Here is a 15,087-nt window from a genome sequence, read left to right as displayed (position 1 = left end):
AAAAACACTCGCACAAGGATTAAGCACGGTCTGATATGAGTTTCCCTCTGGATCTAACCCCGCCTGTTTTTCTGGCCCCGATGGCTGGTATTACGGATTTACCCTATCGCAACCTTGTTGCGCGGTTTGGTGCTGGGTTGGTTGTGTCTGAAATGATCGCATCCAATGAATGGCTCACGAAACGTCCCGGAACCCGTGAAAAAGCGGAGCTGGGCATCGGGGTAGAAGGTACATCAGTCCAGATTGCTGGCCGTGAAGCTGCGCCAATGATCGAAGCAGCCAAAATGATTGAAGCGCAAGGCGCGCGGATCATCGATATCAATATGGGCTGTCCGGCCAAGAAGGTCACACAGGGGGCATCCGGATCTGCCTTGATGAAGACACCGGATCACGCATTGCGTTTGATTGAGGCTGTGGTGGGTGCCGTTGAAGTGCCTGTAACCCTCAAGACGCGACTGGGCTGGGACGATGATATGCTGAACGCCCCTGAGATTGCGCGCCGTGCCGAGGCGGCAGGCATCCAGATGATCACCATTCACGGGCGCACGCGTTGCCAGTTTTACAATGGCAGTGCGGATTGGGCCGCCATCCGAGGTGTTGTTGATACTGTCGACATCCCGGTAGTAGCAAATGGCGATATCCTTGATACGGCCACGGCGCGGATGGCGCTGGAACAATCCGGCGCACAAGGTGTGATGATTGGGCGCGGCGTTCAGGGCCAGCCTTGGTTGTTGGCGCAAATTGCACATGACATCTACGGCACGCCTGCGCCACAAGTACCACAGGGGCGCGATTTCGTTGACATGGCGATGGGGCATTATGATGAAATGCAAAAATTTTACGGCACAAAAATTGGACTGCGTGTCGCGCGCAAACATCTAGGGTGGTACATGGACCACGTTCAGACGCCAGATGACTTTCGCCGCGGTGTCCTGACCGCGCGCAGTGTCGAAGAGACAATGATCCTTTTACCTGCAGCACTTGATCCTAGTCATTGGGATGTTGCCGCATGAGTATACCAGAAAAGAACACCAAATCACCTTTGTGCGTGGATGAGCGTACCCTATGGGCGTCGCTGCCTGTTCCGACGGTTTTGGTTGGTCCTGATGATGTGATCCTAGATATCAACGCCGCCGCCGAAGGGTTCCTAAATGCCTCGGCCAAAAGTGTTTGCGGTACACCCGTTTGGGACATGATCGCTGTTGATGCGCCCCTGGAAGAAGCATTTTTACGGGCACGGGTTTCCCAATCTACGCTGTTTGTAAATGACGTGGATGTGGGCAGTGGGCAGCGCGCTCCGTTGCAATCACAGCTTCAGATTGCGCCGCTGTCAGGCGCTGAAGGTGTCATGATCCTGATGATCTCACCGCGTGAGTTGTCGGGTCGCATGACGCAGAACCAGTCGGTCAAATCTGCAGCAAAATCCGCGATTGGCATGGCTGAAATGCTGGCGCATGAGATCAAAAACCCGCTGGCAGGCATTACAGGGGCCGCTCAATTGTTGAGCATGAACCTGTCCAAGGACGATCTTGAACTCACGGATCTGATTGTGGCTGAAAGCCGCCGCATCGTAAAACTGCTGGAACAGGTAGAGCAATTTGGCAATCTTACCCTTCCTGAACGCGGTGCTGTTAACTTGCACGATGTATTAGACCGCGCGCGCCGCTCTGCGCTGCTGGGGTTTGGCGCGCAGATGCGCATCGTTGAAGATTATGACCCGTCCTTGCCCTTAGCTTGGGGCGACAAGGATCAGCTTTTGCAGGTGGTTTTGAACCTTATCAAAAACGCGTCCGAGGCAGCAGGCGAAGGCGGCGGTACGATCCGCTTGCACAGTTATTACGAACATTCCTTTCGGTTGCGCCGTGCAGATGGGCACGGTGTCCCATTGCCGCTCCAGATCGAGGTGATCGATGATGGTCCCGGCCTCCCTGAGGCAATTGCGGGTGATGTGTTTGATCCCTTTGTCTCTGGTCGTGAAAACGGCACGGGGCTTGGCCTCGCGTTGGTGAGCAAAATCATATCCGAACATGACGGCTGGATATCAGTCACGTCAGCGCCCGGACGTACGGCATTTCGCATCTCGCTGCCTCGGGCAGATGCAAAAGAAGAAAACAATAAGATATCAGGCAAGCGGCCTGAAAATAGGAGTTAAGCAATGGATGGCACAGTTCTGGTCGCCGATGACGATCGCACCATTCGCACGGTTTTGACACAGGCGCTCACGCGCGCTGGTTGCAAGGTACATGCTACCTCCAGCCTGACGACGTTGATGCGTTGGGTGGCCGAGGGCAAAGGCGATGTGGTCATCACCGACGTTATCATGCCCGACGGAAACGGGCTTGAGATGTTGCCAAAGATTGCCCAAGACCGCCCCGATCTTCCTGTAATTGTGATCTCGGCGCAGAACACGATCATGACAGCTATTAAGGCTGCCGAGGCACAGGCATATGATTATCTGCCTAAACCGTTTGACCTGCCAGATTTGATGAAACGCACTGCGCGTGCGCTTGAACGGGTAGGCGCGCCGCGCCGCGCTATTGAGACGAGCAGCGATAAAGACGAAGATGATCTGCCCATGGTGGGCAAAACGGCCGTTATGCAGGCACTTTACCGTGTCATTGCGCGTGTGATGAATGCGGATTTACCTGTGCTGATCTGGGGCGAAAGCGGAACAGGGAAATCCCTGATCGCGCGCGCAATTCATGACCTCTCGGATCGCCGATCGCTGCCCTTTGTGACTGTCACAGAGGCAGATCTGCGCGACATTGAAGGGCCTGCACGGGTTATGGCGCGTGTGCGCGGTGGCACTTTGTTGATAGACGAAATTGGCGATATCTCAGCTGAGGTTCAGGCCCGCATCGCGCGGATGATGGATACACAAACTGATAACCAGCCGCGTTTCATCGCAACGTCGCAGACCGACCTTGGGGCGGAAGACGCCAAAAACAATATGCGCCGTGACGTGTATTACCGCCTGTCAGGGGCCACGTTACATGTGCCTGCATTGCGGGATCGCGTAGAGGATATCCCTTTGTTGGCCTCTCATTTTCTTGAAAAGGCCGATGCCGGAACGGGTGCGCCGCATGCGTTGTCCGAAGGGGCCGCCAAGATTTTTGCAAACTACACGTGGCCCGGCAATGTGCGCCAGTTAGAGCACGCCATGCGCCAGCTTTCGCTAACGAGCAGGGCAATGGAAATCACTGCTGCTGAAGCAGGTCAAGTTGTAGGCGCACTGCCGGGGCCAGAACCCACACGTGCCACTGGCAGCGGTGAAAAACTTGGTGCCAGTGTTGAACGCCACATCCGGCGGTATTTTGAACTGCATGGTAACATGTTACCGCCCCCAGGACTGTATCAGCGGATTCTACGTGAGGTAGAGGCACCGTTGCTTGAGGTGGCTTTGGCCGCGACGTCAGGAAATCAGGCGAAATGTGCCGAACTTTTGGGAATTAACCGAAATACCTTGAGAAAGAAAATCACTGACCTCGAAATAGAGGTTACACGCGGTCGAAAAATGATGTAAAACTGTCACATAAGCGTGGCCATCGAGGGACATCCCTGGTTAGGACCACAAAATATGGCGGTACGGTGCGGTGGCACCACATCAGGTGAGGATCCATTCGTGGTATCCCGGACACTAAATTCTGGTCTTTCTAGGCTGTCGCGTTGGCGACGGCTAAGACGTGTGCGCACATTGATGACGCTCGGTCTGGTTGTATTGGGCCCATTGTTGGCGCTTGCGACCTATCTTGCGCTCGGTCCGTTGGATCAAGGCAGTACAAATTTCCTGCGTCTGATTCTACTGCTTGATCTGGTGTATATTCTGGTGCTGACCGCGTTGGTGTTGGCACAGGTGGCGCGTCTAATCTCGGCTCGACGGGCTAAATCGGCAGGATCACGGCTGCACCTGCGATTGACGGGCGTGTTTGCGCTGATGGCGTTGATACCCACGGTCTCGGTTGCGGTGTTTGCCGTGCTGACCATCAATGTCGGGATCGAGGGCTGGTTTTCCGAACGTGTACGCGTTGTGGTTGGCAACTCTCTACTTGCTGCCGAGGCCTACGCTGGAGAAGAACGCGAAGGCCTGCGCGATGATGCAATCGCCCTTGCACGCAGCATTGATCGCGCACGCGATAATGGCACACGCCTTAGCGACAGTGAGCTGGTCGGCGAGGGGCAACGCCAAGTGCAACGAGGTCTGCGCGAAGCCTATATGATTGACGGGACAGGTGAGATCAGGGCCCGAGGTGATCGTTCCTATCTGTTTGATTTTGATGCCCCAACAGCCGAAGAAATCGCCGATGCAAGCGGCAGTGACGTCCGCATTATTGAGGATTGGGATAATAATGAGTTGCGCGCCTTGGTGCGGCTCAATTCCTTTGTAGATCGGTTCTTGTATGTCACGCGCGAGGTAGATGGCGAAATCCTGAGCCTGTTGGATGAAACCCAAGAAACCATTCGCCTCTATCAACAGCTCGAAAGCGAACGCGGCCGGATGTTGTTTGAATTTGGCCTTTTGTATCTGGCCTTTGCGGTGATCATTATTCTAGCCGCGGTTTGGCTGGGGCTGTGGTTTGCTGAACGTCTCTCTGGCCCAGTTGGTCGATTGACGGGCGCAGCGCAGCGCGTAGGCGGCGGAGACCTAGATGTCCAAGTTCGCGAAGATGACGGTGATGATGAGATTGCGATGTTGGGGCGCTATTTCAACCAGATGACCAAGCAGCTCAAGGGGCAGCGCAACACGCTGCTCGATAATACCCGTCAGATTGAACGCCGTCGTCGGCTGTTTGATTCAGTGCTCAGTTCGGTCACCTCTGGCGTTGTTGGCCTTGATCCCGAAGGGCGCGTAACCTTTGTGAACCGCTCTGCAATGCGCCTTTTGGACTGGGAAGAAGACCAGCAGTCGCTTGCCCTTGCGGTTGCGGTGCCTGAATTTGGACCTCTTTATGAGACGCTTACAACCACCTCGACGGAGTCCACACAGCAAGACATTAAGGTGTCGCGCCAAGGCCGGATGGAAAACCTGTTGGTGCGTATGGCGACACGGCGCACGGATGACGGACGCCTTGAGGGCTACGTTGTAGCCTTTGATGATGTGACCGATCTGGTCAGCGCGCAGCGACTGGCCGCGTGGGGAGATGTGGCGCGCCGTATCGCCCATGAGATCAAAAACCCGCTTACGCCGATCCAATTGAGTGCGGAGCGGATCAAGCGCAAATTCGCACCCAAGCTGGGCGAAGACAGTGACAGCCTAGAGCAGATGACAGATGTGATTATCCGCCAGACGGGTGATTTACGCCGGATTGTGGATGAGTTCTCCAAATTTGCCCGCATGCCAGAACCCGAGCGCAAACCCCAAGATCTGACCCGTTTGGTGCGCGATTCGGTGTTGTTACAAAAAACCGGAAGACCGGACATAAAACTCATATCTGATGTCCCATCCGAAGAACTCCCCGCGCTGATAGACGGGACTATGATTACACAGGCGTTAACAAATCTAATCAAAAACGCAGGTGAGGCTATCGATACCCTTCGCGAAAAAGGGGCCCCTGATGGGTTGCTCCCGCAGGTCCATGTTAGTCTGACGAGCGATGGCACATCCGCGCAGATCACCATTGCGGACAATGGAATAGGGCTGCCCGAAGATCGTGCGCGCCTGTTTGAACCCTACGTAACTACACGCAGCGAAGGCACTGGCCTTGGCTTACCGATCGTTAAGAAAATTATTGAGGAACACGGCGGAAGCCTAATCCTTTCAGACGCCCCCATTTTCGAGGGGCAGAACCACTTTGGTGCCATGGCAGAAATTACGCTGCCATTGGGGGCAAACATAAATGCGGGCAATGAGGAGCAAGACCATGACTGACATTCTGATTGTGGATGATGAGCGCGACATTCGCGAACTGATTTCGGATATTTTGGAGGATGAAGGGTTTGCCACGCGGCTTGCCGGTAACTCTGATGATGCGATGGCGGCTGTAAATACAGAGCCGCCCGCGCTGATGATCCTCGATATCTGGCTGAAAGACAGCAAGATGGACGGGATCGATATCCTCAAGACCGTCAAACGCGACAATCCTGATGTACCTGTGGTGATCATTTCTGGCCACGGTAACGTTGAAATTGCAGTCGCTGCGATCAAGCAGGGCGCATATGATTTTATCGAAAAGCCCTTTAATATTGACCAGTTGATGGTTGTGATCCGCCGCGCGATGGAAACCTCACGTCTGCGCCGCGAAAACTTGAACCTGAAACGTAAAGACAGCTCCAACACCGAGATGATCGGCAATTCCGGTGCGTTCCGCACATTGGTGAGCCAGTTGGATAAAGTCACTAAATCCAACGGACGTGTCATGCTCACGGGTCCTGCTGGTGCTGGTAAGGAAGTTGCTGCCCGCTACATCCATTCCAATTCAAACCGTGCATCGGGCCCGTTTATCACGGTCAATTGCGCAGGCGTTGCACCTGACCGGATGGAAGAGGTCTTGTTTGGCCGCGAAACACCTGAGCGCGGCGTTGAACCGGGGCTGTTGGAACAAGGGCACGGCGGTGTTGTCTATTTTGACGAAGTGGCTGATATGCCACTTGGAACTCAGTCCAAGATCTTGCGCGTTTTAGTTGATCAACAATTCACGCGTGTTGGCGGCAATGACAAGGTGCGCGTCGATCTGCGCGTTATATCCAGCACAAACAAAGACTTGTTAGAGGAAATTGCAGCAGATACATTCCGCGAAGAACTGTATCACCGCCTCAATGTTGTTCCAATTGCCGTGCCCTCACTGGCGGAACGCCGTGAAGATATCCCGCTACTGGCCTCTCATTTCATCGAAGAATTCAACACCACCCAAGGATTGCCACAGCGGGAAGTGACAGATGACGCGCAGGCCTTGATGCAAACGATGATCTGGCCGGGCAACGTGCGCCAGCTCAAAAACATGGTTGAACGCGTATTGATCCTAGGCGAAGGGAACGCACCTATTGAGGCGCGCGAATTGCCCGGCGAAGAAGACCACAGCGAAGAAGAGGGTCGCGTTGTTCTATCCGGTTCGATGGCCAGCCTGCCGCTGCGCGAAGCCCGCGAAGCGTTTGAACGTGAGTATCTTCTGACGCAGATCAACCGCTTTGGCGGTAACATCAGCCGAACGGCAAATTTTGTTGGGATGGAACGGTCGGCACTTCACCGCAAGCTCAAAAGTTTGGGTGTGGTCACATCGGCTAAGTCGGGCACGCGCGTTGCCCATGTAGACGACTAGGATGGATCAGCAGCGCAGGCAGATCGCTTAAGCGGTTAAGGCCTGCGCGAAAACCTACATTTGAATTGACCCCATCGGCCTGTTCTGACATTTCTAGGTCCAATCAGGCACAGGCGTGTCGGCGGTGCAACGCGCACAGCCTACGCAGCAGGGGATTTCCAAATCATGAAAGTTATCATTTGCGGTGCAGGCCAAGTGGGTTGGCAGATTGCGCGCCACCTGTCGGGGGAGCGCAACGACGTTACGGTAGTAGACAACAACGCTGATTTGGTTCGGCGCGCCACGGATACGCTGGACGTGCAGGGCGTTGCTGGATTTGCCAGTTATCCGGATGTGTTGGACCGCGCAGGCGCACGCGACGCGGACATGATTATTGCCGCAACCCATTCCGACGAAGTGAACATGGTGACCTGTCAGGTTGCGCATTCGGTATTTGGGATAAACCGCAAGATCGCGCGCCTGCGGTCCCAGTCGTATCTGGATGCGATTTATTCCGATCTTTACCGCCGTGAACACATGCCAATTGACGTAGTGATCAGCCCTGAACGCGAAGTCGCCGCGGCGGCGCTGCAACGGCTTGCGGCACCCGCTGCCTTTGATACTGAGATATTTATGGACGGCGATGCCCAACTAATGGGGATCACGCTGGACGAAGACAGCCCCGTGCTGAATACGCCCTTGCGCCAATTGACCGATCTGTTTTCAACCCTACGTGCTGTTGTCGTTGGGGTGCGCCGTGATGGCAGATTGTTTGCGCCAGAACCAAAAGACCAGTTGTTTGCGGGGGATGATGCCTACATCTTTGTGCACCGCAATGATATTTCGCGTGCGATGGAGATCTTTGGCAAAAAATCCTCAAACCAAGACCGCGTTGTTTTGGTGGGCGGCGGAAATGTTGGCCTGTCGGTTGCCCTGACGCTAGAGAAACGTGCAAAGCGTATCCGCGCCAAGGTCATTGAGAAAAACCGCCACTGTGCAGAGCGCGCTGCCGAAGCGCTGGAGCGTACAATCGTCCTGAATGGGGACGGGTTGGATGCGGCCTTATTGGCAGAGGCGGGGATCAAACGTGCCGATGCGATGCTGGCCATCACCGATGATGACAAAACCAACATGCTGGCCTGTGTGCGCGCCAAAGCCGAAGGGTGCCCGTATGTGATTGCGCTGATCAATGACCCAACATTGGTCCCTCTGATGCAGCCATTGGGCATTGATGCCTATATCAATCCGCGCTCCACAACCGTGAGCTCCATTCTGCGCCACATCCGCCATGGACGTGTGCGCGCGGTCTATTCCATTGGGGATGCCGAGGCCGAAGTGATCGAGGCAGAGGTCCTTTCGACCTCACCAATTGCTGGTAAAAGGATCAACGAGATTGATTTTCCCGAAGGCGCATTGGTAGGAGCCGTGCGTAAGGGTGACAAAATAATCCGCCCCATGGGCGATACCCGCATTGATGAGGGTGATGTGATTGCCGTCTTCGTGCTGACCAAAGATGTTGCTCAGCTTGAACAGCTGATGCAAGTCTCCATCGACTTTTTCTAAAAAGGGGCCGCTGTGCGCCGTCCGAATAAACTCAGTCGTGATTTGACGCAGCTGCCGCTGTTTTTGCTGATGTTTGGCATTGGCACGGCGTCGATGCTGGTCCCTGCGGGATATGCGCTGGCGACAGACGCGCATGGGCCTAGTCAGGCATTTTTTTACGCAGGTTTACTGGGTGTTGTGACGTTTCTGCTGATTGGAATGGCCCATGCAGGGCGCGCCCCGCGTGAAGGCGCGTTGGGGCCATTGTTATCGCTCTTTTCGGCATTTGTGTTTCTGCCTGTCGTTTTTGCAATTCCATTTGTCGAAGCATTACCGACAACGAGATTTTTCAACGCCTATTTCGAAATGCTGAGTGCGCTGACCACCACAGGTGCCACGCTGTTTGAGGACCCAACACGCCTTAGCCCGACATTACATTTGTGGCGCGCGCAGGTCGGATGGATGGGCGGTTTGTTGATGTGGGTGGCCGCTGTTGCGATCCTTGCGCCGTTAAATTTGGGCGGGTTTGAGGTGACAGCGCAGGCTGAACCAGGTCGGCGTGAAACGGGCATGTATAGCACTGCACCGCTTGCGCCGCGTGAGCGGATTAAGCGCGCACTTGATACGCTTGGGCCGCTTTATAGCGGGCTGACGCTGCTGTTATGGGTCCTGTTGGTGTTTGCGGGACAGGAGCCCCTTGATGCGCTGTGTCATGCCATGTCTGTTATGGCGACATCTGGCATAACAGCCGGCGGTGACCCCGCATCAGGAGGCATCATTGCCGAAATAGTTATGGCAATGTTCATGCTCTTTGCGCTGTCTCGGCTCACATTTTCATCGGATACAATGACCGCAACTCAAGGTGGGTTATCTACCGACCCTGAATTTCGGATTGGCCTTGGGATTATCTTGCTGGTGCCATCGGTGTTGTTTGCCCGCCACTTCTTTGGCGCGATTGAGCTCGACAATGGCGAAACTATCACAGGGGCGATCAAAGCATTTTGGGGGTCGGTATTTACGGTAGTGTCCTTTCTGTCCACAACTGGGTTTGTGTCCGAATACTGGAGCGAGACACAAAGCTGGTCAGGTTTGGGCACGCCGGGCCTGATTTTGATGGGGCTCGCGTTGGTGGGGGGCGGCGTGGCCACGACAGCAGGCGGCGTAAAGCTGCTGCGCGTGTTTGCGCTGTATCGCAATGGCGTGCGCGAAATGGAACAACTGGTGCATCCTAACTCCGTTTCTGGGGCAGGGATCGCGGGCAGGCGGCTTCAATCGGGTGGGGCCTTTATTGCATGGATATTCTTTATGCTTTTTGCCTTGGCGTTTGCCGCTGTTACCCTTGCGTTGACGTTTGTTGATGTCCCCTTTGACGAGGCACTTGTATTGGCGATTGCGGCCCTTTCCACCACGGGCCCACTAACTGAAATGGGCGGTGAAGGTCCTATTGCGCTGATGTCGCTCACAGATGCCGCTAAGGCTATTCTGGCTGGTGCTATGGTTTTGGGGCGCCTCGAAACCCTCGCTATCATTGCACTGCTTACACCTGATCTGTGGCGCAGCTGACACGGCACCGCACGACACAGTGCAATTGCCTGTTTTGGGGGTGGAAACTTCCCCAAGGGCACTACATACTTAAAATATTATCGCCGACTGCGGCAAAAAATAAGAATAATGAGAGATCAAACTATGGCGTCTGACAGACAGAACCTTCAGGATGCGTTCCTGAATCACGTGCGTAAGACCAAAGTACCGGTCACAATCTTTTTGATTAATGGTGTTAAACTACAGGGTGTTATAACCTGGTTTGACAACTTCTGCGTTCTGCTGCGCCGCGATGGTCAATCGCAACTTGTTTATAAACATGCGATTTCGACAATTATGCCGAGCCAGCCGATCAGCTTATATGAGGGCGAAGACGCTTCTTGAGTAAAGAACAGTTCCAGGTAGATGAAACCGACGGCCCTGCGCAGACGCGTGCGTGGGTCCTTCACCCTGACATCAAAAATAACAATTCTCGGCGGGATTCCGCACCTGCTTTGGCAGAAGCTATTGCATTGGCCGAAGCCCTGCCAAACCTAGAGGTCGTTGGTTCTGACATTGTGCCATTGCGTACTGTGAACGCAGGCCATCTGTTTGGATCGGGCAAAATCAAAGAAATAGGCGTCCTGTTGCACGACAACGAGGTTGAGCTTGTTCTGGTAGACGGTCCTGTCACGCCCGTTCAGCAACGCAACCTTGAAAAAGCGTGGGATGTAAAACTGTTGGACCGTACGGGTCTGATTCTCGAGATCTTCAGTGACCGCGCTGCAACCCGCGAAGGCGTGCTGCAGGTCGAGATGGCCGCTTTGAACTATCAACGGACCCGCCTTGTGCGCGCTTGGACCCACCTAGAACGCCAGCGTGGCGGTTTAGGATTTGTTGGTGGCCCGGGTGAAACGCAGATCGAGTCGGACCGCCGCGCCATTGACGAGCAACTTGTTCGGTTGCGTCGTCAGTTGGACAAAGTGGTCAAAACTCGCGCGCTACACCGCGCGGCACGGGCCAAGATACCTTATCCAATTGTCGCACTTGTTGGCTATACAAACGCCGGAAAATCGACGCTGTTCAACAAGTTGACAGGCGCGAATGTCTTGGTGAAGGATATGCTTTTTGCGACACTTGATCCGACCATGCGCAGTCTTGAGCTGTTGGATGGTCCAGAAATCATTCTAAGTGACACGGTTGGATTTATATCTGACCTTCCAACCGAATTGGTTGCATCGTTCCGCGCCACGCTTGAAGAAGTGCTGGCAGCAGACATCATCTTGCATGTACGTGATGTGTCCCATGCGGGGACTGAAGAGCAAGCGCGCAATGTGCGCGACATCATGACATCCCTTGGTGTGCCCGAAGAGACCCGCAGTTTTGAAGTGTGGAACAAGCTTGATCTGCTGCCCGAAGAAGCGGCCGAGGCCATGCGCGAACGTGCTGCTCGCGATGATGGCGTGATTGCTATTTCTGCGATTACGGGTGAGGGCCTTGAAACGCTTCAAGAAATTGTGGCCACCACGTTGCAAGGCGCGATGCGCGTGGCTGATTTAACGCTTGGCTTTTCAGAGGGGCGCAAACGGGCGTGGCTGTTTTCACAAGATATCGTTGTGAATGAAAACCAAACCGAAGAAGGTTTTGAGCTGACAGTTCGTTGGTCTGCTGATGTTGAAGCCGCCTACCAGCGGCTTTAACTCAGACGCTTATGCGCCAGTAGCAGATGCAAACCGCCAAACGCCTGGGCGCAGCTTGTTCAGTCCCCAATCCCCAACCTGAATTCGGATCAACCGCAGCGTCGGCAGGCCAACATGGGCCGTCATGCGGCGCACTTGGCGGTTACGCCCTTCCGAAATTGTAATGCGCAGCCACTCATCTGGTACGGATTTGCGAAAACGCACAGGCGGATCACGCGGCCATAGATCTTCGGGTGGGTCGGTTTGCTCAACCCGCGCAGGTCTTGTCATGCCGTCCTTAAGGCTGACGCCTTTGCGCAATGCCTCCAACGCTTGTGCGTCGGGTGTGCCCTCAACCTGAACCAGATAGGTCTTTTCCAGCTTGTATTTGGGGTTGGATATCCGCGCCTGAAGCGGGCCGTGATCGGTCAAGACCATCAACCCTTCGCTGTCACGGTCCAAACGGCCTGCTGGGTAAAACCCTTTTTCATCGATGAAACCCGATAGGGTCGGGCGCGGCGATCCTTCGCTGCCCTTATCGGTGAACTGCGACAAAACCCCATAGGGTTTGTTGAATATGATGACGCGGTTGCTCATGGTGCTTGCGGGATCAAAAGGGTGACACCCACGGCGGCGGCCCGCGCAAGGTCTTGGTCTAGCGACATGGGGATGTATTCTCCGCGCCGCCACAGCTGGGCTAGATCATCGTAATGGCGTGACAGGAAATGCCCTGATTGCCCTGTAGAAGAGATAAACACCGAACTGTCAGGATCGGCAAAATCATACACGCCGCGGTATCCTGCTCCGTGTACGTTTTGGAACGGATCGGGGTCTGTGCCTTTTGTCAGGCCGCGCATCAATGTGTGATCTCCCCCTGAGGTGCTTTGACGGATGTTCACAAAATACCGCAATACGGGCATTGATCCTAACACTGGGTGGTCATGGGTTGCTTGGTGCGCATCCCCCCACCGCAAAGATTCGAGCGCGGTGCCGTATCTTTGAGAGATTTGCAGGAGTGCGTCATCTAATGCCAAGCGGGCCATATCTGCACAGGTTTCTAAAGGTGCCGACTGAAATACGTCACACCATGCTGATGCACCTCCGACATTGCGGAAAACCCGTTCGATGAACAGGGGTTCGACGTGGTTGAATTCTGATGTCAGTGGTCCCAACTCATCGCGCACTAGTCTGTCTTGGAGCATGCGCAACCATGTGGCATAGATCAGGGGTTCGGGCAGATGTTCGTTCATCTCACCGGACCAACCTGCCAACAAAGTCAGCGCACGTTGGCGCAGTGCTTCGGGTGTGCCAGCAGGAGCAGCTTCGCCAGTGAACCACAGTTCAGACCCAATAAGGGGTAACAGCGAGCGGGCGGTATAGCTGACAGTGTCCAGTTGCGCCTCGATAAAGCTGTCTCTGGTATGCACCTGACGGCCTTGCATCAAACGCTGCCAGCGTTGAATGCGCTGCGTATCACCCCAAAGGTATGAAATGTGGTTGGGAAAGGGGCGCTCAACCATTTTGTTGTTTGTATTCCCTAGGATGCCACCGGCCGGTGCCACAAATCCGGGGTTAGATGCATATGGCATCGTGCCTTGCCAGCGGTTGGTTGCGATCCATCCGGGGCTGGGCATACGGCCTTTGCTTTGGTGCATAGGATCGCGTTTTGGCACCGCTCCGATGGTTTTCATCGCTATCGTTGTATGGTCCACCAACGTAAGGTTCTGGGATGGGGCGGTGAATTTCTCTGCCGCGGCAATCCCTTCGCTAACGGTCTTGGCACGCATCAGCTCTATCGCGGCCTGAAGCGTCGTATCACGTTGGCTAAGCACCGTCCAATTCACCGATGCCACATGGCCGGGGGGCGTCACACTGGCGAGATTATAGTGGCTACCGGGCAGAACGGGGCCATTGTCCGTCCACCGCAACGTCAAGGTGACGGGATCAAGGTCTTTGACATTGATGATAGAGGCCCGCGTGCGGAATTTTTTGAAACCATCCGGCGTGCGATATTCTTCGCGGTTTGCGGGGTTTAACTCTTCGACATATAGGTCTTGGTCATCCAGATAGGAGGACGTCAGCCCCCAACCCAGATCGGCAGATCGCCCTGTAAGGATTGCAGGTACACCAGGAATGGTCGCACCAATCACGCCACCAGTCTGCAATTCCAGCCGCGCAAGATACCAGATCGAGGGGGCCGTGAACCCCAAATGCGGATCATTGGCCAGCAAGGTTCCGCCAGATGCAGAACGGGAAGGGGCCGCAGCCCAAGCATTCGATGCTCCCGCAAGGGCAGTACGTTTAAATGGGGACAGTGGATGGGGTTCATATGGCATCGTCTCAGCGAACCGCTGCGCGGTTGGAAACAGGCCTGCATATTTGGGCAAAGCCGCTACGCCTGTACCGGGGGCGTCCGGTAGGATGTCGCGGATGCGGGCCTCATCGGGCAGCGCAAGGGAGACGCGCGCGCGCAGCACTTCGGCATCCAAATGGCCCGACAACTGCATGCCCATAAGTTTCACAATGGCGATACTGTCGGCTGGTCGCCACGGCGCCATCGGTGCATTGAATATGAACATTTCAGGCGCACCGCGCCCCAATGCGTCAGCGTTGATTTGATCCAGTCGGGCATTCACACCAGAGGAATAAGCACGCAGCGCATTCTGTGTGGTTGGGTCCAGTGCCTCCATTGATGCCACAGAAAGCGCATAGATATCAAAGCGACGCATCAGTTTATCAACATCCAGCGTGCTTGCGCCAAACACCTCTGACAATCGCCCCTGCGCGGTTCTGCGCATGGTGGTCATCTGCCACAAACGGTCTTGGGCATGGGCAAACCCTAGGCCAAAGAACACGTCTTCATCCTGTGCTCCAAAGATATGGGGCACGTTCGCGTTATCACGCACGATCTCTACGGGACGCTCAAGGTTGGGCACTTCGATTTCGGCGTTGTAATCGGGCAATGACCGTGAGGCTAGCCAGTAAATCAGGCTCACAACCACTACGCTAAAGACCAAAAGGGCTGCGGCCAGACGAATAAGCCAGCGAAATACTAATGCCATGTAATAACCCTCCGAAAACGCCTAACCTACAGTTTGACCCAGCGGGCCACG

Annotated in this window: 11 protein-coding genes; 9 read left to right on the top strand and 2 right to left on the bottom strand. The window is 54.9% G+C overall.

The window, feature by feature from the left end; translation table 11 throughout:
• Positions 1-35 precede the first annotated feature (35 nt).
• The 9 genes from dusB to hflX all read left to right on the top strand — a co-directional run bounded on the left by dusB (position 36) and on the right by hflX (position 11,995).
• Positions 36-1,013 (top strand): tRNA dihydrouridine synthase DusB, encoded by a 978-nt coding sequence (dusB, locus tag V7775_RS15780; RefSeq protein ID WP_335752864.1) that lies wholly within the window; start codon positions 36-38, stop codon positions 1,011-1,013.
• On the top strand, positions 1,010-2,152 hold the full coding sequence (locus tag V7775_RS15775) for a two-component system sensor histidine kinase NtrB (RefSeq protein WP_335752863.1): 1,143 nt from the start codon (positions 1,010-1,012) through the stop codon (positions 2,150-2,152). The genes dusB and V7775_RS15775 overlap by 4 nt, the downstream gene beginning before the upstream one ends.
• Before the next feature lie 3 nt (positions 2,153-2,155).
• The gene (locus V7775_RS15770) at positions 2,156-3,523 is read left to right on the top strand and encodes a sigma-54 dependent transcriptional regulator (RefSeq protein WP_335752862.1); all 1,368 of its coding nucleotides are present in this window, start codon (positions 2,156-2,158) and stop codon (positions 3,521-3,523) included.
• A gap of 174 nt (positions 3,524-3,697) precedes the next feature.
• Complete coding sequence (locus tag V7775_RS15765) at positions 3,698-5,866, top strand: sensor histidine kinase NtrY-like (protein ID WP_335752960.1); 2,169 nt, start codon at positions 3,698-3,700, stop codon at positions 5,864-5,866.
• Entirely contained in the window at positions 5,859-7,253 is a 1,395-nt protein-coding gene (gene ntrX, locus V7775_RS15760; RefSeq protein ID WP_335752861.1) for a nitrogen assimilation response regulator NtrX, read from the top strand. Before V7775_RS15765 ends, ntrX begins: the two co-directional genes overlap by 8 nt.
• Positions 7,254-7,418: 165 nt before the next feature.
• Positions 7,419-8,795, top strand: a complete 1,377-nt coding sequence (gene trkA / locus V7775_RS15755) for a Trk system potassium transporter TrkA (protein ID WP_335752860.1) — start codon at positions 7,419-7,421, stop codon at positions 8,793-8,795.
• Between the two features lie 12 nt (positions 8,796-8,807).
• Positions 8,808-10,337, top strand: coding sequence for a TrkH family potassium uptake protein (locus tag V7775_RS15750; RefSeq protein ID WP_443070137.1), 1,530 nt, complete (start codon positions 8,808-8,810; stop codon positions 10,335-10,337).
• A gap of 123 nt (positions 10,338-10,460) precedes the next feature.
• Entirely contained in the window at positions 10,461-10,700 is a 240-nt protein-coding gene (gene hfq, locus V7775_RS15745) for an RNA chaperone Hfq (RefSeq protein WP_007119530.1), read from the top strand.
• On the top strand, positions 10,697-11,995 hold the full coding sequence (hflX, locus tag V7775_RS15740) for a GTPase HflX (RefSeq protein WP_335752859.1): 1,299 nt from the start codon (positions 10,697-10,699) through the stop codon (positions 11,993-11,995). Before hfq ends, hflX begins: the two co-directional genes overlap by 4 nt.
• Before the next feature lie 9 nt (positions 11,996-12,004).
• Here hflX and V7775_RS15735 read toward each other — a convergent pair whose 3' ends face one another.
• Positions 12,005-12,571 (bottom strand): pseudouridine synthase, encoded by a 567-nt coding sequence (locus tag V7775_RS15735; RefSeq protein WP_335752858.1) that lies wholly within the window; start codon positions 12,569-12,571, stop codon positions 12,005-12,007.
• Positions 12,568-15,036: a penicillin acylase family protein gene (locus V7775_RS15730; RefSeq protein WP_335752857.1), complete on the bottom strand. Its 2,469-nt coding sequence runs from the start codon at positions 15,034-15,036 to the stop codon at positions 12,568-12,570. The genes V7775_RS15735 and V7775_RS15730 overlap by 4 nt, the downstream gene beginning before the upstream one ends.
• Between the last annotated feature and the right edge of the window lie 51 nt (positions 15,037-15,087).

The organism is Sulfitobacter sp., from assembly GCF_036960155.1.
In the GTDB taxonomy this organism is placed as follows: domain Bacteria; phylum Pseudomonadota; class Alphaproteobacteria; order Rhodobacterales; family Rhodobacteraceae; genus Sulfitobacter.
Note: the sequence above shows the minus strand (reverse complement) of the source record. Positions and strands in the feature narration are given on the sequence as shown.